This window comes from Gemmatimonadales bacterium, from assembly GCA_019637315.1.
Taxonomy (GTDB): Bacteria; Gemmatimonadota; Gemmatimonadetes; order Gemmatimonadales; family GWC2-71-9; genus SHZU01.
On record JAHBVU010000001.1, the window covers coordinates 276,034 to 296,410 of the forward strand.

Sequence of the window (20,377 nt, forward strand, 5' to 3'; positions counted from 1 at the left end):
CGCAGCCGGCCGGGCCTCAGTCTTCTGGGGTCCGGCCGGTCGTGTTTCGCACCCCCGGGTCGACCGGCCGGATCGGAAACTTTACCAGGAGGCCAGGCGTCGATTATAGATAGATATGTCGGTCGACCTCCCGACCTCTCCCGGGTCGGTGAGCGGAGCGCCGCGAGGATCATTCGGTGGCCTGGTCCCCTCTGTCGGTGCCCGAGCTGCTCGTCAAATACCCTGCTCGGGTCTTCGAGCAGGGGATCCTGGTGTGGCAGCATGCCGGGTGGCTCCGGATCCTGGCTCCTGTCACGCTGTTGTTGATTGCTTTCACGATTGCGGGGTACCTCAAGGCCGGGCGGGTTGGTCGGCTCGATCGGATCATCCTGGCCACGGTGCGCAGCCTGGGGCTGCTTCTGGTGGCGCTCTGCTTGCTTCGTCCTGCCCTGCTGGTGTCGACCTCGCTTCCTCAGCAGAACATTCTCGGTATCGTCCTCGACGATTCGAAGAGCATGCAGATTCGGGATGTCGACGCCGGGACCAGACTCGAGCTGGTCCGGCAGCTCTTTGGCGACACCGAAGGTTCGCTGGTGCCGAGGCTTGCGGAGCGGTTCGCACTCCGGTTCTACCGCTTTTCCGAGACGCTCGAACGAATCGATGGCCCCTCCGCGCTGCGGGGCACCGGCAGTCGGACCGACCTGGCGACGGCACTCGGTGATGCCCGCCGGGACTTCGCCGGAGCGCCGCTAGCCGGGCTGATCGTTGCGACGGATGGCGCCGACAACGCCGGACAGGCCATCAGTGATGCCCTGCTTGGCTTGCAGGCCGCGAAGATACCGGTCTACACCGTGGGTGTCGGGTCCGAGCGCTTCGCGCGCGATGTTGCCATTGACCGGATCGAGTTGCCGCACTCAACCCTCAAGGGTGCCGTGCTGGTGGGCTCCGTCTCGCTTCGCGCTCGCGGCGTGGCGGGAACGACGCTGGCGCTGGTGGTCGAGGACGGCAACAAGATCGTCGCCAATCAGGAGGTCGTGGTTCCCCGGGGGGCTGACGTTCTGACGGTGCCGATCCGCGTGCCGCCGCTCGAGGCGGGGGTGCGTGATATCCGTGTCTCGGTGCGTCCCGTCGACGGGGAAGTCCTGGCCCAGAACAACAGTCAGAACGCCAGGGTTGAAGTCCGCGATCGGCGAGAGAAGATTCTCTATGTCGAAGGCGGCATTCGCCCCGAATTTGCCTTCCTTCGCCGTGCGGCACAGAGCGACAGCAATTTGCAGGTGGTCGGCTTGCAGCGTACCGCCAAGGACAAGTACCTCCGGCTCGGTGTCGATGACAGTCTCGAGCTCATCAGCGGGTTCCCGACGACCCGGGCCGAGCTGTTCCGCTATCGAGCGCTGATCCTGGGGAGCATCGAGGCTGCCTCGTTCACTGCCGACCAGCTGCGCATGATCGGCGAGTACGTCAGCGATCGCGGTGGCAGCCTGCTGGCGCTTGGTGGGCGTGCTGCGCTGGGCGAAGGGGCGTTCGAAGGCACTGCTCTGGCGGATGCCCTTCCCGTGACCTTCGTGAACCGAACAGCCGATTCGGCTGAGATCCCGATCGAGTTGCAGGTTCGACCGACCCCGGCCGGCTTCAGTAACGCGGCGCTCCTGCTGGCCGAGGACCCCGATGCGAATCGGACCCGGTGGGATTCGCTGCCTGCGCTGACCAGTGTGAATCGGACCACGGGTCTCAAGCCGGGTGCAACGGCGCTGCTCGACGGTCGGTCCGCCAACGGCGAAACCGTTCCGGTGCTGGCCTGGCATCGGTATGGTCGTGGGCGTGCCTTGGCCTTTCCGATTCAGGACAGCTGGCTCTGGCAGATGCACGCCTCGATTCCGGTCGAGGATCAGACCCATGAAACACTCTGGCGGCAGCTGCTGCGCTGGATGCTGGAGGAGGTTCCCGACCGGACCGACCTCGCGATTGCTCCGAACTATCCTGCTCCTGGTGAGCGGACGACCATCCAGCTCGAGTTGACTGACTCTGCCTTCCGTCGTGTCAACGACGCCCAGGTGGAGGTTGAGGTCGTCGGGCCCGATGGCACGACCCGGCAGGTTCCGCTGGAGTGGACCCTGGGACGGGATGGCCAGTACGCCGGCACCTTCGTTCCGACCGAGGAGGGGGAACATCTCCTGAGCGGTCAGGCCGTCATCGGCAGCGACACGGTTCGTCTGACGCCGACTTCACTCGGCGTGGCAGATCGCGGCGCGGATTTCGTCAATGCAGAGATGCGCAGCGTGCTGCTGCAGCGGGTGGCGCGTGAGACGGGCGGACGGTTCTACACGCAAGCGACCGTCGCCTCGCTTCCGGATGACGTGGTATTTACCGAGAGCGGTGTCACGATACGTGAGGCCTTGGATCTCTGGGACATGCCGATCGTGCTGATCGGGCTGCTGGGTCTGCTCGGCTTCGAATGGGTTTACCGCCGGTATCGGGGGCTGATATGACGCAACTGATGCTGGCCCTGCTGCTCGGAACGGTTCAGCCCTCAGGCGAGGTGACCCAGCTCCTGGTGGTGACCGGCTTATCGGGTGAGCCGTCGTATGCCGCCATGCTGACCTCGCTCGGCCGCAGCATGGTTGCCGCAGCCAGGGAGCGGTGGGGCCTGGCCGATTCCAACATCATCTACCTGGCGGAACAGCATGCCCCCGCAGCCGGCACGACGGGCCGCTCCGATCGAGATGGCGTGATCGCGGCCGTATCCCGGCTGGCCGCTTCTGGCGGTGGGAACGGTGTCGTTGTCGTGCTGCTCGCCGGGCATGGCAGTGAGCAAGCCGGGGTCGCGCAGCTCAACTTGCCCGGACCGGACCTCACGGCACCGGATCTGGCGCTCGCGCTCCAGGCCTTTGGGCGCCGACGCGTGGTGGTCGTCAACGCGGCCAGTGCCAGTGGGGGGTTCCTCGGGCCGCTGGCGTCGCCTTCGCGAATCGTCATCACGGCAACGAAAACGGGCACCGAGCGCAACGCGACCCGGTTCGGCGAGTTCTTCGTCAAAGCGCTGACCAGTGACGAGGCGGACGCCGACAAGAACGGCCGGATTTCGCTGGCCGAAGCATACAGGTATGCCCGCCAGGAGGTGATCCGGTCGTACCAGTCGGCCCGCAGGTTGCTGACCGAGCATTCCCAGATCGACGACAATGGCAGCGGCACCGGCAGCGCCGAGCTTGCCGGCGCCGGTGGACGAGCTGCTGCGATCAGCGTGCCCCTCAAGGTCGAAGAACAGAGTACCGATCCGCGGGTAGCTCAGCTGCTGGCAGAGCGACGGCGGCTCGAGGCCGCCATCGCCGAGTTGCGCGGTCGAAAGGCGGCAACGGACTCGGTGGCATACGAACGAGAGCTCGAGCGGCTGGTCGTCGCCCTGGCGGAGACGAATCAGAGGATCCGTGCCGTACGGGGGTCCCCATGATGGCGGTGCGTGGTCTTCGAATCGTCACCGGCATGATCGTGCTGGCGCTGGCCGTCACGACCTGCGCCGGCGACCGGAATCCGGCTCAGCGCTCCCCGCGCTGGCTGCTCGACCGAGGCGACGCCGAGGCGGCGATACAGCAGGCGGCTGGTACGCCGGGGGGGCAGCTGTGGATGGCAGAGGCGATGGCGCTCCGAGGGCGCCTGGTCGAGGCAGACCGGCACTTTGCCGAGGTCGCCGCGGCGGGCGGACCGAATGCAGCCCTGGCCGCGGCGCGGCGCGCAGAGGTGACGGCCCGGCGTGGCGACCGCAAAGAAGCGCTGCGCCAAGCCGATCGCCTTGCCACCACCCTCGAGCGCCGACCGGATCTGATGCCGGCCGACTGGTTGGCGCTGGGGCTGGCGTATCAGTTGCTGGGCAGCGAGCAGCCTGCGCAGTTCCGCGATGCCCTGACGGCGTTCGATCGCGCCATTGCGGCCGACTCGACACTGCTCGAAGCGCAGCTCAGACTTGGAGATCTCTTCCTCGACAAGTACAACGTTCCGGATGCGCGACGCAGCTACCAGCAGGTGCTGACTCGCGACCCGGACAACCCCCGTGCGCAGCTTGGCCTGGCGTTGGCCGGGCAGCTGGACGGCAGCCCGGGGAGCGGTGCGATGTTCGAAGGGGCGGTGCGGAGTGGCCCTGGCCTTGCCCTCACTCATGCTGCGCTTGCTCGCCTCGATCTCGATGCGGAATCGTTCGACTCTGCCCTAGTCCGTGCCGATCGCGCCATTGCGCTCGATTCTGCCGAGCAGCTCGGCTGGGCCGTGCGGGCCGCTGTCCAACTCGTTCGCGACGACTCCGCCGGGTTTGCCGCAACGGAGGCGCGGTTGCGGTCACGCCAGGCCGCGCCGTCCGACTTCTATGCGCAGGCGGGTGAGGCCCTCGCGCGGCAGCGTCGCTATCGTGAGGCGGCCGACCTGGCGCGAAGGGGAGTGGCGCTCGACCCCGATCACCCGGCCGCGCTGACTACCCTCGGTACCAACGAGCTCCGGCTCGGCAGGATAGATACAGCCAGAGTGCACCTCGAGCGCGCGTTCCGCCGCGATCCGTATCACCTGTGGAACAAGAACACGCTGGATCTGCTGGACCGACTCGCAAACTTTCGCACGATTGGCTCGAATCGGATCCAGATCGTTGCACCTCCGGACGAGGCGGACCTGCTGGCGCTGTACCTCGTACCGCTGCTCGAGGCGGGGTATGACTCGCTCGCTGCGCGGTATCGCTACCACCCGCCCACGCCGATTCGTCTCGAGCTGTACGGCAGTCACGCCGACTTCTCGGTGCGCACGGTCGGGATCGCCGGGCTCGGGGCGCTCGGGGTGAGTTTCGGCTCGGTGCTGGCCATGGATGCCCCTTCTGCACGCGACCCGGGCGACTTCAACTGGGCCTCGACCGCGTGGCATGAACTGGCGCACGCCTTTACCCTCGGAGCCACCGACCATCGGGTGCCCCGATGGTTGTCGGAAGGACTCTCTGTTCTGGAAGAGCGACGTGCCCGACCCGGCTGGGGAGCGCAGGCCAGCCCCGCGTACCTGGCGGCGCTGAAAGGCGGCCGGTTACGATCGGTGGGCACGCTGAATGATGGCTTCGTCCGGCCGCGGTACCCGGCTGAGATCGGGCTCTCGTACTATCACGCCTCGCTGTTGTGCGAGTACTTGGAGGCAACCTACGGGTTCGATGCCATTCTCGGTTTGCTCGACGGCTATCGGCGTGGCGTACCGACGGACGACGCGATTCGCGGGGCCACCGGAGTCTCGGTCGCGGAGGTCGACTCGCGCTTCAACGACTGGCTGGCACAACGGTTTGCAACACCACTCAAGAGTGTCGCAGCGGTGCGCGATTCGGTCGCTGTTCCGGGAGAACTCGAGGCGCTGGTGGCGAGCGGCATCCGCCTTCGCGCCGCGGGTCAGCTCGACGAGGCTGTTTCCACCCTGGAGCGGGCCGATCGCATCTTTCCGGATATGGGTGTGGAGGATGGTCCCGCTTGGCATCTCGCCGAGATCCACCGCATGCGTGGCGACACCGCGCGTGCCATTGAGTACTTGAGTCGGGTAACCCGGTTCAACGACAGCCACTATGAGGCCAATCGTCGCGAGGCTGAGTTACGGGCTGGCCGAGGCGATGCGGCGGGGGCCCTTGCCGCACTCGAACGGGCTATTTACATCCACCCGTACGACCAGGCCCTTCACAGGCAAGCGGCTGAGCTCGCCGCTGCAGCCAAGGATCATGCGCGCGAGGTCCGGCAGCGGCGGGCTGTGGTTGCCCTGATGCCGACGGATCGGGCGGGCGCGTACTACGCCCTCGCCCTCGCCTATCGCAACGCGGGTGACAACGTCTCGGCGCGTCGCGAGGTACTCCGAGCCCTCGAAGAGGCGCCGTCATACGAACCGGCGCAGCAGCTCCTGCTCGAGCTGCGAGGTGGGGCGCGATGAGGCGAGTCTTACGCTGGCTCACCGGATTGGCCGCCGCGGCGCTGATCCTGGCCACGGCGGAAGCTCAGCGGCGGCGGGGAGGGGAGAGTGGTGCGTCGGAGTATCCGCCGAACGTGCCGTACGACGGCCGCTTCACCTTCGTGCGAATCCAGTACCAGCCTCGGGGTGGAGTCGGCGACTTCGGCTTCGGTCGAGGGGATCCGCGGTGGAATCACGACTATCCCCGTGCCGAGCGTCATTTCACCAGGATTCTTGCCGAACTGACGACGGTGCGACCGCGGGTCGATGCGTCAAACATCATGACGCTCGATGATCCGGACCTGTTCAAGTTCCCGGTCGCCTATCTCTGTGAACCCGGCTTCTGGGTGCCAAACGATGCCGAGGTAGCGGCGCTCGGCGCGTACATCGCTAAAGGCGGGTTCTTGATCGTTGACGACTTTGCCGGGCGGCAGATCATCAACCTGCAGGAACAGCTTCGACGGGTGCTTCCCGAGGCCCGGATGCAGCCGATCCCGGTCGAGCATCCGGTCTTTGACTCGTTTTACCGGATTCGATCGTTCGATCAATATGTCCACCCCTACCAGCAAGTCCAGACTGAGTTCCTTGGCATCTTCGAGGACAACGATCCCACCAAGCGCCTGATGGTGGCGATCAACTACAATGGTGACATCGCGGAGTACTGGGAGTACTCCGATACCGAGTGGTTCTCGGTCGACTTGTCGAACGAAGCGTACAAGCTCGGCATCAACTACATCGTCTATGCGCTCACCCGCTGATCGAGGTCCCGCGTGACTCTGACAACACCAACTATCGGATCGGATTCGGACGATCGCATCGTCGCGGATCGATTGCATGCCGCGGCGGGCCGGATCAGGACCGAGCTCGCCAAGCGAATCATCGGACAGGAGCCGGTCGTCGAGCAGTGCCTGATTGCGCTGCTGTCGGGCGGGAACTGCCTGCTGGTTGGCGTTCCCGGTCTGGCCAAGACCCTGCTGGTGCAGACGCTGGCTGAAGTGCTGGATCTGTCCTTTCAGCGGATTCAGTTCACGCCCGACCTGATGCCATCGGATGTGACGGGAACAGACGTGATCCAGGACGACCCCGCTACCGGGCAGCGTCGACTCGTCTTCATGCGAGGACCCGTCTTTGCCAACGTCGTGCTGGCCGACGAGATCAACCGAACGCCGCCGAAAACTCAGGCGGCCCTGCTCGAGGCCATGCAGGAGCGGCGGGTGACTGTTCAGGGCAAGACCTATCCGCTCGATCCACCCTTTCACGTCTTCGCAACTCAGAACCCCATCGAGCTCGAGGGAACCTATCCGCTGCCTGAGGCACAGCTCGATCGATTCCTCTTCGAGGTCGTGCTCGATCACCTGTCCGAGGCCGACGAGATCCGGGTCGCCCGACTGACCACCGGAGTCCAGGGCGGATCGCTCGATCGAGTCGTTTCGGGTGCGGATCTCGTCCGGTTCCAGCACCTGGTTCGTCGCGTTCCGGTTGCCGATCCGGTCGTCGACTACGCCGTACGTCTCGTGCGGATGAGTCGACCGGCCGATCCGGATGCGCCGGCCTTCGTTCGGCAGTGGGTTTCCTACGGAGCGAGTGTGCGTGCCGCACAGGCCCTGCTGCTCGGTGCGAAGTCGAAGGCCCTGCTCGACGGCCGCGCCCACGTCGGGTTCGAGGACATTCGTTTCCTGGCGCGTCCGGTGCTTCGGCATCGTCTCCTGCTCAACTTCCAGGCCCGGGCCGAGCGGGTCACGACAGACAGTGTCATCGAGCAACTCGTCGCGGCGGTGCCGGCACCGCGATCCGGGATGGCCTGATGACAGTGTTGCCCGGCCTGCTCGATCCCGTCGTGCTGGCTCGCATCGGCGATCTCTCGCTGATTGCGCGGACCGTGGTCGACGGGTTCATGCATGGCTTGCACCGGGCGCCGCGGCTGGGTCATTCGACCGAGTTTGCCGAGCATCGGTCGTATCAGCCGGGCGACGACCTCAGGCGGCTCGACTGGCGAGTCTATGGTCGGACCGATCGGTACTACATCAAAGAGTATGAGGCAGACACGAACGTGTCGGTCTTGCTCGCGCTCGATCTGTCGAAGTCGATGGCGTTTGGTTCTGCCGGCGTGACCAAGCTCGACTACGCCAGGATGCTGGTGGCTGCGCTGGCGTGGTTCTCGCAGCGCCAGGGCGACCGGATCGGCCTCGTGCTGTACACCGACCGGGTTGTCCGCTACGTGCCGCCCTCGACGCGCCATCTCTGGCTGGTCCTGCATGAGCTGGCGAACGCGTCACCCGCAGGGTCCGGCAGCGGCATCGAGGCCAACCCGGCCATCAACGAACTGCTCGGTCGTGGAGGCATTACGGTCTTCGTGTCCGACTGGTACGCGCCGCCCGAGGCCGTTACCGGTGCGCTTGGCGGCGTCCGTGTACGTGGGCACGACGTGATTGCCATTCATGTCATGGACCCCGCGGAACAAAGTTTTCCGTACAGCGAGGCCGCCAGCTTCGAAGATCTGGAGTCGGGCGAGCGCATCTCGCTTTCTCCCGAACGTCTGCGCCCCGCCTACCGGGCGGCCTATGACGAGCACCTGGCCCAGCTGCAGACGCTGCTGACCCGATCGAGCGTCGACTATGCGCGGGTAGCAACCTCGGAACCGCTCGATCGCGCGTTGTACCGCTACTTGCATCAGCGTGAAGCGCTGGGACGGGTTCGCTGATCGTGGGACTCGGCTGGCTGGTGCCGGCGCTGCTGGCAGGGTTGGCAGCCATCCTGGTGCCTGTGCTGGTGCACCTGCGCCAGCGCGAACGGCGCGATCCGATCGCGTTTCCGTCGCTGATGTTCCTGCGCCAGGTCCCCAGCCGCACGGCGGAGCGGCGCCGGATCACGCACCCGCTGCTATTGCTGCTCCGCGCCCTGGCGGTTGCGGCTCTGGTGGCCGCGTTTGCCCGGCCGTTCTGGCGCCAGGCCGATCCGAGCCCGGCAGCAGGCAAGGTGGCTCGGACCCTGATCGTGGCGGTGGATCGCTCCCTCAGTATGGGATATCGCGGCGTCTGGGAGCGGGCCCAGGACTCGATCGGTGCTGTGCTAAGTACGCTCGGTTCGGGCGACCAGGCCGCGCTGATTGCCTTCGACGACGCGGCGGAAGTGCTCGCTCGACCGAGTGCAGACCTGGCCGGCCTTCGCGGTCTGGTCGTCTCGTTGACGCCCGGTTCAGGCAGGAGTCGGATTGGTCCCGCGATTCGGGTAGCGCGTGACCTGGCAGCCGAAGCGCGAGGCTCCGCCATCGAAGTCGTGGTCGTGTCCGATCTGCAGCGGCACGCGCTGGCGGGCCTCGAATCGGTGGAGCGTATTCCCGGAGCGGCCATGCGATTCATCTCGGTCGCAGAGTCGGATCCCGTCAACGCACGAGTCGTACAAGTCGAGGTCGATCGCCGCACCGAGGGCCGTCGGACCCGACTGACCGTCAGTGCCCCGATCGCGTCGAAGGGAGCCGCTGGGCGCAGCACCCGGGCCACCCTGCTCGTCAACGGTCGGGAGCTGGCGTCCACCCAGGTGACGTTGAGCGCGTCCGGCATGACGACCGCCAGCTTCGATCCGGTCTGGATTGCCGAGGGTGATGGCATCGCAGCGGTAGCGCTGGAACCCGACGCCCTCGCGGCCGACGATACGCTCCGGTTCTCGCTGACCGCCGCGGCCGGCGTGCCCGTCCTGCTGCTCGTCCCGCCAGGTACGCCTGCAGAGGAGGCCGTCTTCCTCGAGCGCGCCTTGATGATCAATCGCTCGCCGGCGCTGGCCATTACGGTGCGACGGAGCGCTACGCCCTCGGCTGCAGACCTTGGCCAGAGCCAAGTGGTGGTCGTGGTCGACGGTGGTGGTGTGTCGCCGGCGGGAATGGCGGCACTGCGCGGCTTCACCGAACGCGGCGGCGGCGTGGTCCTTGGTGCTGGCAGGTCCGCATTTCGGGGAGATGCTGGCTGGCTCCCGGCAACGATCGGCGGTACGATCGACCGCATGAACGACCGGGGCGGCCGTCTCGGCCAGCTCGACGGCGATCATCCAGTCTTCGAGCCCTTCAAAGAGGCGCTGTCCCGAGACTTCGGCGCGGCGCGGTTCTTTCGCTATCGCGACCTTACGGCCGACTCGTCCGCTCAAGTCGTGGCCCGCTTCGACGACGGCAGGCCCGCTCTGATCGACGGCAGCTCCGGAGCCGGTCGCGTGGTGGTCTCGGCTCTGGCCGTGGGCACTCTCTGGTCTGACTTCGCGCTTCAACCTGTATTTCTCCCGCTGATGCAGCAGCTCGTATCCCATGTCGGACAACTTCGGGAAGAGAAGCGGTGGTATACAGCCGGCGAAGCGGCTGCGATTCCCCAGGACACTCGGGCGCTCACACTGATCGACCCCTCCGGCGGAAGCCAGCGAATCGCGGCGGACAGTAACCGAACGGTCATCCTGCCCGCGATCGGCTTCTATCAGTTGCGGAGCGATCTCGCCGCCGTGCCGGTAGCTCAGCTGGCGGTGAACCCGGCGCCGGAGGAATCGGAGCTGACCTCCGTGACGCCAGCCGATGCCCTGGCTCAATTGCGGGCTCCAACGGACTCGGCCGCGGCGCCGACGGTTGCGCCGCTTACGGCCGTCGAGCAGGAGCGGCGCCAGTCCTGGTGGAGCATTCTCCTCATCCTGGCGTTTCTGGCGCTCGGAGCCGAAACTCTATACACGGTTCGCGCGGCTCGGCGCGTCCGGGAGACGGGAGGTGGTGCATGACCGACCGAGACCACATTCACACAGCCCTCGATGGCATCCGGGCTCGCTGGCGCCGTCGCCTGGCGTTGGAGTCGCTAGTCGTGCTGGCCGTCGTGATCGCATTGCTCGTCGTTGCCGTCGGCCTGGCTTGGGGGTCGATTCGCGAGCACGAGACCACAGTTCGGACGGCGCGCTGGCTGGCTGGATTGGTCGTGGCAGTCACGGCGCTGCTCCTGATGCGACGCTGGTCGAGGCGTCGTCCTTCATCGGCTCAGGTCGCCTTGTACGTCGAGGAGCGCTCGCCCGCTCTTCGGGCCGCCCTGCTCAGCTCTGTTACGGTTGAGACTGATCCGAATGCTTCGCCGGGGTTGGCGGAACGGGTCTTTGCGGCTGCCCGACGCGGCTTGGCATCGATCGACGACGGCCGCCACCTGGAACGCGATCAAGTGCGGCGGGCGGCGGGCCGTTTCGGTGGAGTGATTCTGGCGTCGGCCGCCCTGCTGGCTTTTGGCCCGACCGGTTTTCGCGACGCGACCCTGAGCTTGCTCAACCCCTGGCGACCGATACCGCGGGCGCCGGTATTCTCGGTTGATGTTCTTCCCGGCAACGCCGAGGTGCCGAGAGGCGGAGCCGTCGACGTAGCGGCTCAGTTGGGCGGCTTCACCAGCCCGGCAGCCGAACTGGTGTTTCGGATCGACTCCACCGGGGAATGGGAGCGCCTTCCCATGACGCAGGACACGGTGCTCGGTCGGTTCACGTCGCGCCTGTTCGATGTCGACGGGCCGGTCGACTACTTCGTAGAGTCTGAAGGGGTCCGCTCGTCGGCGTTCCGCCTCACCGTCGTTGACCTTCCTGCAGTGCGCAGCGTCTCGGCCACCATCGATCCTCCCGGGTACACCGGCCTTCCGGTCGAGTCGGTCGAAGCGGTTGGTGACCTTGCCGTGCTGACTGGCAGCGTCGTGCGGCTCAGTGCGCAGCCGACCCGATCGGCGCGGGCCGCATTCCTGGTGGTTGAGGGTCGTCCGCCCGAGGCAATGGCGATTGGTTCCGACGGCGCCTGGAACGGGACGGTGCGGGTCGGGGCAGACCTCTTCTGGCGAATCGACCTGGTGGCCGATGACGGGCGTCGGATCACAGGGCTGCAATACGCCATCGACGCACTGGACGATACACCGCCGACGGTTCGGTTTGCCGCGCCGGGTCGGGACACCAAGCCGACCTCGATCGAAGAGGTTACCGCCCAGGTCGAAGCATTCGACGATTTCGGCGTTCGCCGCCTGCTGCTGCACGTCAGCGTCAACGGCGCCGAGCCGACGACACATGTCCTGTCCGACACTACCGTACGCGCGCTGCGCGACCTCGCGGCTGCGCACACCTTCTTTCTCGAGGAATGGTCGCTCCAGCCGGGTGATCTCGTGTCCTACCATGCGGAGGCGATTGACGGCGCGGGACAGTCCGGTGTGAGTGACATGTACTTCCTGGAAATCCGTCCCTTCGACCGAAGCTACCGTGAAGCGGAGCAGAGCGGCATGCCTGGCGGTGGCGGCGGTGGCGAGGAGCCGGATGGATTGGCTGAGCGTCAGCGCCTCATCGTGGTGGGAACCTTCAATGTCACCCGCGACAGTGCGGCTGATGCACGAAGCTATCGCGAGAATCTCACGACCCTGGCTATCGGCGAGGGGCGGATCCGTCAGGATGTTGCGGAGCTGCGTCGCCGCATGGCGCAGCGTGGTATGGCGCGGGTGGATTCGACGTTCGTCCTGATCGGTGAGGCGCTCGACTCCGCAGCGGTTCACCTTCAAGAGGCCGAGGAACGTTTGGGGCGCCATCGCCCTCGGGCGGCGCTGCCCCCGGCGCAGCAGGCGCTGACCCACCTTCAGCGGGCCGAGGCTGCCTATCGGGAGGTGCAGGTTTCCCGGGGTAATCAGCAGGGCGGCGGCGGAGGCGGCGGGCAGCAGCGGAACGCCGAGGAACTGGCAGACCTCTTCGAGCTGGAAACGGATCGATTGCAGAACCAGTACGAGGCCATGCCGCAGGATCAGGGCGCCGAGGCTGAGCGGACCCTCGACGAAACGGCAGAGCGACTTCGACGACTGGCAGCTCGGCAGCAGCAGGAGAACGAGCGGATGGCGCGGATGGCAGACGCGTTGCGCAATCGCTCGGCGCAGGGTGGTGGGCGCAGCAATGCGCAGCGCCAGCTGGCGGACGAAACGCAGGAAGCGGCCCGGCAGCTCGAACGCCTGGCGAGAGAGCGGCAGGACCAGGGCATGGCAGACGCGGCCCGTCGGCTGCGCGAGGCGGCAGACCAGATGAGGCGCGCTGCCGGGACCGATCCGCAGTCGGCGCCCGGCCAGGGCAACGAGGCGCTGGAGCAGCTGCGCGACGCGGCTCGGCAGCTCGAACGCTCACGGTCGGAGAGCCGGCAGGACGAAATTCGTCGGCTCGAAGCGCGTGCCGAGGCCTTGCGGCAGCGACAGCGCGAAACAGCCGAGCAGGCCACCTCGCTCCCGGCAGATCCGACCGAACGCCGCCGCCGCGCCGCCGCGCTGAGCGAGCGGAAAGAAGAGATGGCCCGTGACGCAGAGCAGCTTGCTGCGGATGCCGATCGTCTGTCGAAGGACGCGGCCAGGGAGCAGCCGGCCGCCGCCCGCAAGCTGGCCGAAGCCGCTGAGGGTATGCGCACCGATCGGGTCGGTGACAAGTTGCGATTCTCTCAGAGCTTGCTGCAGCGCGGGTCGCAGGAGTATGTCCGGCAGTTCGAAGAACAGATTGCCGAGAACCTGGCGGATGCGGCGGGGCGGCTCAGGGAGGCCTCACGAAGCCTCGGTCAGGCCGAGGGCAGCCGGGAGAACCGCGCCATGGAGCGGGCGCGGGATCTGGTGCGCGGGCTCGAGTCGCTCAACGAACGGGCCCGGGCCGAGCAGCGCCGCGGTCAGGGCAGTCAGGCGTCGGGGGCGCCAGCGCCGGGTGAAGCGCGGGACCCCAGCTCGGCCGAGGCCGCTCCGTCCCAAGGAGGGGCTCGGAACGGCACTCCCGATGGAGCCGATGGCAGACCGGGCCGGCAGTTTGCGCGTGAGCTGCGCGCCAGGCGCCAGGCTGCCGATTCGCTGCGGGCGGATCTTCGCGCGCTCGGTGAGGAGACGGCGCCGCTGGATCGGGTGCTGCAGGGGTTCCGCCAATTCGAAGATCAGCAGAGCTTCGACGACCCGGCGGCGCTGGATCGACTGGAACGAGACCTGATTGCAGGCCTCAAGGAGATCGAGTTTGCGCTCTGGCGCCGGTTCGGCAGCGATGGAGGCCAGCGTCCGGCGGCGGGCGCCACCGCTCGAGTCCCGCCCCAGTATCGAGAACTGGTCGAGGAGTACTACCGGGCGCTTGCCAGACAGCGTCCCAGCCCGGCTCAACCCTAGCGCCGCCGGATGCCGCTCGACAGCGCATCGAGCGTTCGATCATCGGTCTGCCAGGTTCGCACCGCTGGCGGGCGGGGAAAAACAGAAGGGCCGGCGTTTGCCGGCCCTTCGTCATTTGCCTGATCAAGCTGTGGATCAGGGCTTGGTTGCTTCCATTGGCGGCACCTGCGCCAGCAACTGGCGCTGTGTCGGGCTTCGCTGCAGGTACTCCATGGCCGTCTGCAGCTGGCGGTCGTACTTGATCGACCGGCGGAACCAGGCCGAATCGCCGAAGGCCAGGCGCGAGGTCCACCGTTCGAGTTCCCGATCGACCAGGGCCGACCCGGCCTCGAACTGATCGCGAGTCACCGTCACCTTGGAAGCCTGCAGCTTCTTCCAGACCGTTTCCCGCCAGGCGGGCTGCACAGCAAAGTCCGGCTTGACCGAGCCCTTGAGGTCGAGGCTGGTCGAGTAGACCGCGATGTACCACTGTGACTGGTGCGCACCGAACGCACGGGCCAGATTCCGCTCCGGGTCGGTCAGGGTGTCGGACTGGACGATGATATCGGGGGTGATGCCGCCGCCACCGAGGATTGGCCGACCGCCGTCGGACTTGAAGACCGGGCGCTGGCGGGTCGAATCGGTCTGACCCGGCTCCGCAGCGTACTCGACGAAGCGCTCATCGCCCAGGCGATCATGGTCCGCCTGGATCGACCGTCCGCTTGGGGTGTACCACTTCCCGGTCGTGATCTTCATCGCCCAGCCGCCGTCGAGCGGGTAGAGCGTCTGCACCAGGCCCTTGCCGAACGATGTCGTACCGACGACCAGCGCCCGGTCATGGTCCTGCAGGCTGCCGGCTACGATTTCCGAAGCCGAGGCGCTGTAACCGTCGACCAGCACCGCGACAGGCATGGAGTCGACGACCGAGGTCCGGGTTGCGCGATAGACCTCAGGCGTGCGGCCGCGATGCCGCACACTCGCCAGCTCCTGGCCGGGCCGGAAAAACAGGTTGCCGATTTCGAGCGCCTGCTCGAGGCTGCCACCGCCGTTGCCGCGCACGTCGATGATGAAGGACCGAGCGCCTTGCTGTTTGAGCGCTTGCAGCGATCGTTCGACGTCCTGGGCCGCCGACTCGTTGAAGCTCTGCAGCGGGATGTAGCCAACCCCGCCGTCGAGGACCAGTGTATACGGTACGGCCGGTACCCGAACCACGGCGCGCTTGAACGTGGTACGGATTGGCTCCGGCAGACCGGGGCGCTGGAACACCACTTTGACTTCGGTGCCCGGGGTGCCGAGCAGTCGCTGCGAGACCTGATCGAGGCGGAGCCCCGTGACCGGGACGGAGTCGACCGCGACAATCCGGTCGCCGGCGAGCACGCCGCCCTTTTCGCTCGGTGCGTTAGGGAAGACCCGCGCCACGATGATGGCGCCGTCCTGGCTCTCGATCTGCATTCCGACGCCCGCATAGTTGTTGCGGAGCGTCTGGCGCTGGAAGGAGGCCAGTTCTTCGGGCGAGTACAGATCGGCGTACGGATCGTTCAGCTGCTTGACGAGGCCGCGCGCGGCCCGTTCGAAGATCGCGGCGCGGGCCAGCGAATCGACGGCACTTTCCTCGATCCGCTGGATTACCTGCGAAAAGAGCCGAGCGCCGTCGCCGGCCGACTGACTCTGCTGAACGAATGCGCCGATCCCCAAGGGAAGGCCCAGAATGACCGTTGCTGCCAACCAATGGCGACGTCGCATGTTTCGAATCGCTCCCATCAGAACTTGTAACGCCGGAATGGCGCCCATCTCACCATTAACCGTGCATCCTTCGGGCCACCCTGACACGGTTGCCACACCTAACTAACCAGAAAATCTGGCGTTCGACAACCCGGGTCGGGTCTGCCGGGCGCAACGTGCCGGAGGGGGACCAACAGTAGCTGGATCCCCCTCCATAGACTCTACGGATTGTGGCAGGAAAATGTTCGGAAGCGCCCTAGGGCTTGGTCAGGATGTCCTCGAACAGGGACAGTGCCCGAGGATCGTCCGACTGACCGAGCCAGAACATGGCCTTCCGCCGGACCCCCGGGTTCGGATTGGTTCGGGCAACCCGGAGCAGAATCGGAACCCCTTGATCCTGCGGCAGTTGCGAGATGGCAAAGACCGCGTGCTCCCGGACGTCGCGATCATCGCCCTCGTCGGTGACGATCCGCTCTAGGCCATCGGCCGCTTTGTCGCCCGCTGCCTGACTGAGCCAGAACACGGCATTCTTTCGACTCGATGAGGCCACCTGCCGGTCCCGGGCCAACTCGAGCAGGTCCGGCCACAAGGTGACGCTGTCGGCCAGGGTGGCAGGGAAGATCAGATCGTTGCCCTTGCCATAGCTGTTCCGGGCCATGCTCAGGAGGCCCCGAGCCGCCTCGGCGGCGCCGATCCGGCCCAGGTCGGTGACCCGTTCCTCGCTGGGTCGCCAAATGCCGCCCACGGCGGTGCGAACCGACCGGACCTCGCCGCCCTGGACCCGGAGTCGGATCCGAACCGGACCCTCCTCACAGGGGCGGGACCGCCAGTCGCGCCAGTCGCCGGACATGGTGACATGGTTGTCGCGGTTCAGGTCGCGGATGAACGTGGCGCCGTCGCCGCAGATCCCTTCCCGCGAGGCAAAGGTGAGCCGAACCTCGCCGTCCGGTGCCGCCGCAATCCGGGCCGGCAGGTTCTGCGCAACGAGCGGTCCGACGGCGAGCGCGGCAAGAAGGAGTCCGGCGGCCGTTCCGGTCAGCGTGGTCATGGTGATCGTCTCCGTCACGGCTTCGTCAGCATCTCTTCCAGGAACACGGCCACCCGAGGATCGCGCGACTGGGAGAGCCAGAAGATGGCCTTCTTCCGCAGCTCGGGATCCTTGTCGCTGCGGGCGATTTCGATCAGCTTGTCGACGGCGCCGCGTTCCTGGCGCTGCGAGTAGGCAAAGATTAGCTGCTCCCGAATGGCCCGTTCCTCGATCCGGTCGTAGAGGCTGAAGAGCTCGGGCAGGCCGGTGCCGCCGGACTGGGCGATCCAGAAGATGGCGCGCTTCCGGATCTCGAGGTCCTCGCGGGTGTCGCGGGCAATGCTCAGCAACCAGGCTCGGGCGTCGCTGCCGCTCTGCTGCGACACCGCAAAGACGATCTTGTCTTTGATGGCCCGCTCGGTCGACGACCGGTAGATGCCCTGCAGGAACTCGATATTGTTGCCGCCGCCAGTCTGCCCCAGCCAGAAGATGGCATTCTCTCGCAGCTTGAGCGGCGCTCCGGGACGCACGGCATAGTCGCGGAGGGCGCGGTTGGCGCCGGCCGAGCCGATCTGCGACAGCGCGAAGATGGCCTTATCCTGGACTGCGGCGTCCGCCGACGTCTTGAGGAGCGAGTCGAGCGCAATGACCGCACGGTCGCCCCCGGCCTGGCCCAGCCAGAAGACGGCCTGCTCGCGCACTTCGGCGTCCGGATCGGCGCGGACCGCATCGAGCAGCATCCGTTCCGAGCCGCGCTGCTGCGAGATCAGGAAGACCGCCCGCCGGCGGAGGCAGGTCGAGGCCTCGTCGCGCCGGGCCATGATCTTCTCCAGGATCGGCATGGCGCGATCGGAGTCCATCTGGAGCAGCGCATCGAGTGCCGCGACCCGTTCGTCGTTGCGCTGTTCCCGGCAGGCGGTTCTGCTCACCAGGCTCGACCGAGCCGACTCCGTCCGGGCCCGGGCCTTTTCCAGGTCGGCAACCGCATCCGCGCGCCTGGTCGTTGCTTCGGCCATGGCCTGGACCTCGGCTGCCGCACGGGCGTCTCCTCGCTGTGCCAGCTGGGCATTGACGCGAGCCAGCAGGGAAACGGCGTCGTCCCGGGTCCGGGCATTCGGGTGGGCCGCCTGCTGCGCCAGCAGCGCCGAGCGGGCCGCTTCCAGGCTCGCGTTGGTGCCGCTCCGATACTGCGCCCAGGCCTCCCAGTAGTAGGAGTCGGCCGCGTAGCTCGAACGCGGATGCCGCCCGTAGACTTCGGCAAAGAGGTACGCTGCCCGGGTGTAGCTGCCGCGATTGAGCGCCGAGCGGGCCTCCCGGTAGAGGGAGTCGGCCGGATCCTGCGCAGCCCAGGCAAGCGGAGGTGTCAGCTCTTGCCAGGCCCCGCCGTCCGGGGATTGGGCCAGCCCTGGCAGGACCGCCGCGATCGCAAGGATCGAAATGAAGCGCATGGTTCGTGTCTCCGATCTATAGTGTCAGGCCGCCCGGCCCGGCTGGCACCGCATGGCGGAGCCGGGGACGGATGGCACGGTTGGACAGGTTCTCGTCGATCAGTTCGCGGTCGATCCTCGAGCCGCTGCCGTCGAGCTGGGCTACCTGGACCAGCAGCATCTCGAGGTCGGTCAGCAGGGCGCGGATGGCTGGATCGGTCAGTGCCTTCGAGTCGAGCAGCAACTGGGTTTTGGTCAACAGGTTGCGCGCAGTCAGCCCAACGTCGCTCTCGTTGCCGGAGTCGAGGTCTGTCAGCAAGGTCTCGATCTGCCCGAGGTGCTCGACCGCGGCGTAGTGCATCACCCTCTCGCCCCGGCGGGTCAGGTCGGCGGCGGCCTGCTCGGTCGTGATCGGACTCGTCAGGTCGACTGAGACCCAGCGTCCGATGCCGATGCCCAGGACGAGGACTGCTGCGAGCGCTATCGCAAGCCCGACCCAGCGACCTCGGCGGCGCCTGGCCGCGTCGAGGTCGATGACCCTGCCTGCCGCCCCTCCGGTCTCCCGCGACCGACGCTGGGCCTGGATTCGGTTCCAGATCTCTTCCCGGGGTGTGCCCGGTGGTTCTCGGAACCCGCGAGCCAGTTCCGCCAGTTTCGGGTCGAGCTCGTCGCGCTCTTCGGTCATTGTGTTACCCATCCTCCCGCAAATGCCGCCAATGCCTGACGCAGCTTCGATCGGGCCCGGCTCAGCTGGGCCTTGGACGTGCCTTCCTGGATCCCGAGCGAGCTGGCAATCTCGCCGTGGGTGTAGCCCTCGACGTCGTGCATCACGAACACGGTCCGGTATCCTTCTGGCAGGCTCGCCACGGCCCGGTCGAGACTCGTCTTGAGGTCCGGCTCGCCGTTTGGCAGAGCCGGGACTGCCAGGTCAACCACCTCGAGGTCGACGCTGCTTTCCCGAAGCCGTTTGGTCTTCCGGAGCGCGTTGTAGATCACTGAGTACGCCACGCTCGTGATCCAGGTCGAGAGGGCGGCCTCACCTCGGAACGTGGCCAGGCGCTCGAAGATCCGGATGAACGCCTCCTGGGTGCAGTCGGCCGCCAGCTCGGAGTCTCCCGTGAGCCGGAAAGCGAGTCGGTAGACTCGGTCCACGTGCAGGTCATACAACTCCCTCTCAGCGAGGGGGTCACCGCCCAGGACTCGACCGACCAAGTCGGTAGCGCTCACGAGACTCCGAAGTTGAGGTGGCGACCCGCCATCACGACTCTCTGACAGGAGTCCGGCTGGAAAGGTTGCATGGCTACAGGACGTGGCCGGATTGGTTGTTCATCACGTATGGCATTGATAACTGAATGAATGAACCATTTATTATTAGCATGGCAAGATCCAAAGCCCCAGGTCGACTCGAAGACATTATTGCTGCCGCCCTCTGGGCTTTTGCGGATGCCGGATACGATCGCACCAAGATCGCCCATGTCGCCGCACGGGCTGGAGTTGGCCCGGGGACGGTCTATCTCTATGCCGAAGACAAAGAAGCCCTGTTCGAGCTCGTCCTGCTCAGGTCGCTCGAAAGCCCGGTCGTTTCCCACCCCAGCCTGCCCTATCGGAAGACCGACCGGGCCGCCCGGACTCGTCTGATCGACGAATGTCTTCACGAGGTGGCGCATTTTCCCCAGCTGTGGATCGGGACTCAGCGCCGTACCTACGACGGGGCAATAGAGGAGTATGTAGGCATACTACTAGAAATGGCGAGGTGGTTCCGTCGCTATCGGGCGGCGATCCTTCTGGCGCAGCGGAATCGGTACGACTGGCCCGAACTGTCCGAAGCCTTCGATCGCGTCGTGTGGAGCGACGTCCAGCGCAGGCTGGCCAGCTTCCTCACCTCGCGCATGCGGGCCGGAGCACTCGCGGTCGTCGGCGACCCCGGTCTGGTGGCCAGGTTTGCGGTCGACGCTCTCGTCTCGGGACTGGTCGCGGGGCCCGTCTCCGGATCAACCCCGGAACGCCCCGGGGACGAGGGTGTGCTGGTGACGCTGATCGCCGCGTCGGTCCGGCTGCCCGCCGAAGTAGATCCAGAGCCCGATCCCGCCGCCCGGGCTGAAAGCCCGGGGGATCTGTAGCGTCGGCCTCGCGGGCTTGGATCGACCGCGCAAGGCGACCGTCGG

14 protein-coding genes are annotated in these 20,377 nt (G+C 66.6%); 9 read left to right on the forward strand and 5 right to left on the reverse strand.

What is annotated here, in order from left to right:
- Positions 1 to 176: 176 nt before the first annotated feature.
- From KF785_01195 to KF785_01230, 8 genes are read left to right on the forward strand one after another with little or no spacing between them, the layout of a single operon-like run.
- Positions 177 to 2,468 carry a hypothetical protein gene (locus tag KF785_01195; GenBank protein ID MBX3145357.1) on the forward strand — a complete coding sequence of 764 codons (2,292 nt, stop codon included), beginning with the start codon at positions 177 to 179 and terminating at the stop codon, positions 2,466 to 2,468.
- Positions 2,465 to 3,427 carry a hypothetical protein gene (locus tag KF785_01200; protein ID MBX3145358.1) on the forward strand — a complete coding sequence of 321 codons (963 nt, stop codon included), beginning with the start codon at positions 2,465 to 2,467 and terminating at the stop codon, positions 3,425 to 3,427. The genes KF785_01195 and KF785_01200 overlap by 4 nt, the downstream gene beginning before the upstream one ends.
- Entirely contained in the window at positions 3,424 to 5,904 is a 2,481-nt protein-coding gene (locus KF785_01205; protein ID MBX3145359.1) for a tetratricopeptide repeat protein, read from the forward strand. Before KF785_01200 ends, KF785_01205 begins: the two co-directional genes overlap by 4 nt.
- A complete protein-coding gene (locus KF785_01210; GenBank protein MBX3145360.1) occupies positions 5,901 to 6,680 on the forward strand; it encodes a DUF4159 domain-containing protein in 780 nt (259 codons plus the stop codon). The genes KF785_01205 and KF785_01210 overlap by 4 nt, the downstream gene beginning before the upstream one ends.
- A gap of 33 nt (positions 6,681 to 6,713) precedes the next feature.
- Positions 6,714 to 7,727, forward strand: coding sequence for a MoxR family ATPase (locus KF785_01215; GenBank protein ID MBX3145361.1), 1,014 nt, complete (start codon positions 6,714 to 6,716; stop codon positions 7,725 to 7,727).
- Complete coding sequence (locus KF785_01220) at positions 7,727 to 8,623, forward strand: DUF58 domain-containing protein (GenBank protein ID MBX3145362.1); 897 nt, start codon at positions 7,727 to 7,729, stop codon at positions 8,621 to 8,623. Before KF785_01215 ends, KF785_01220 begins: the two co-directional genes overlap by 1 nt.
- Positions 8,624 to 8,625: 2 nt before the next feature.
- On the forward strand, positions 8,626 to 10,668 hold the full coding sequence (locus KF785_01225; protein ID MBX3145363.1) for a BatA domain-containing protein: 2,043 nt from the start codon (positions 8,626 to 8,628) through the stop codon (positions 10,666 to 10,668).
- Entirely contained in the window at positions 10,665 to 14,057 is a 3,393-nt protein-coding gene (locus KF785_01230) for a hypothetical protein (GenBank protein MBX3145364.1), read from the forward strand. Before KF785_01225 ends, KF785_01230 begins: the two co-directional genes overlap by 4 nt.
- A gap of 135 nt (positions 14,058 to 14,192) precedes the next feature.
- Here KF785_01230 and KF785_01235 read toward each other — a convergent pair whose 3' ends face one another.
- The 5 genes from KF785_01235 to KF785_01255 form a co-directional block, all read right to left on the reverse strand.
- Positions 14,193 to 15,779, reverse strand: coding sequence for a S41 family peptidase (locus KF785_01235; GenBank protein ID MBX3145365.1), 1,587 nt, complete (start codon positions 15,777 to 15,779; stop codon positions 14,193 to 14,195).
- Between the two features lie 235 nt (positions 15,780 to 16,014).
- The gene (locus tag KF785_01240; GenBank protein MBX3145366.1) at positions 16,015 to 16,806 is read right to left on the reverse strand and encodes a HEAT repeat domain-containing protein; all 792 of its coding nucleotides are present in this window, start codon (positions 16,804 to 16,806) and stop codon (positions 16,015 to 16,017) included.
- Positions 16,807 to 16,820: 14 nt separating this feature from the next.
- Positions 16,821 to 18,233 (reverse strand): HEAT repeat domain-containing protein, encoded by a 1,413-nt coding sequence (locus KF785_01245; GenBank protein MBX3145367.1) that lies wholly within the window; start codon positions 18,231 to 18,233, stop codon positions 16,821 to 16,823.
- A gap of 16 nt (positions 18,234 to 18,249) precedes the next feature.
- Entirely contained in the window at positions 18,250 to 18,897 is a 648-nt protein-coding gene (locus KF785_01250) for a hypothetical protein (GenBank protein ID MBX3145368.1), read from the reverse strand.
- Positions 18,894 to 19,439, reverse strand: coding sequence for an RNA polymerase sigma factor (locus KF785_01255; GenBank protein ID MBX3145369.1), 546 nt, complete (start codon positions 19,437 to 19,439; stop codon positions 18,894 to 18,896). The genes KF785_01250 and KF785_01255 overlap by 4 nt, the downstream gene beginning before the upstream one ends.
- A 149-nt stretch (positions 19,440 to 19,588) precedes the next feature.
- Between KF785_01255 and KF785_01260 the strand changes: the two genes are divergently transcribed.
- A complete protein-coding gene (locus tag KF785_01260; protein MBX3145370.1) occupies positions 19,589 to 20,332 on the forward strand; it encodes a TetR/AcrR family transcriptional regulator in 744 nt (247 codons plus the stop codon).
- Positions 20,333 to 20,377: the final 45 nt, after the last annotated feature.

Coding starts and splice junctions, on each gene's coding strand:
- KF785_01200 (MBX3145358.1), top strand. CDS start 2,465: ATGACGCAACTGATGCTGGCCCTGCTGCTCGGAACGGTTCAGCCCTCA.
- KF785_01205 (MBX3145359.1), top strand. CDS start 3,424: ATGATGGCGGTGCGTGGTCTTCGAATCGTCACCGGCATGATCGTGCTG.
- KF785_01210 (MBX3145360.1), top strand. CDS start 5,901: ATGAGGCGAGTCTTACGCTGGCTCACCGGATTGGCCGCCGCGGCGCTG.
- KF785_01220 (MBX3145362.1), top strand. CDS start 7,727: ATGACAGTGTTGCCCGGCCTGCTCGATCCCGTCGTGCTGGCTCGCATC.
- KF785_01230 (MBX3145364.1), top strand. CDS start 10,665: ATGACCGACCGAGACCACATTCACACAGCCCTCGATGGCATCCGGGCT.
- KF785_01235 (MBX3145365.1), bottom strand. CDS start 15,779: ATGCGACGTCGCCATTGGTTGGCAGCAACGGTCATTCTGGGCCTTCCC.
- KF785_01240 (MBX3145366.1), bottom strand. CDS start 16,806: ATGACCACGCTGACCGGAACGGCCGCCGGACTCCTTCTTGCCGCGCTC.
- KF785_01245 (MBX3145367.1), bottom strand. CDS start 18,233: ATGCGCTTCATTTCGATCCTTGCGATCGCGGCGGTCCTGCCAGGGCTG.
- KF785_01250 (MBX3145368.1), bottom strand. CDS start 18,897: ATGACCGAAGAGCGCGACGAGCTCGACCCGAAACTGGCGGAACTGGCT.
- KF785_01260 (MBX3145370.1), top strand. CDS start 19,589: ATGGCAAGATCCAAAGCCCCAGGTCGACTCGAAGACATTATTGCTGCC.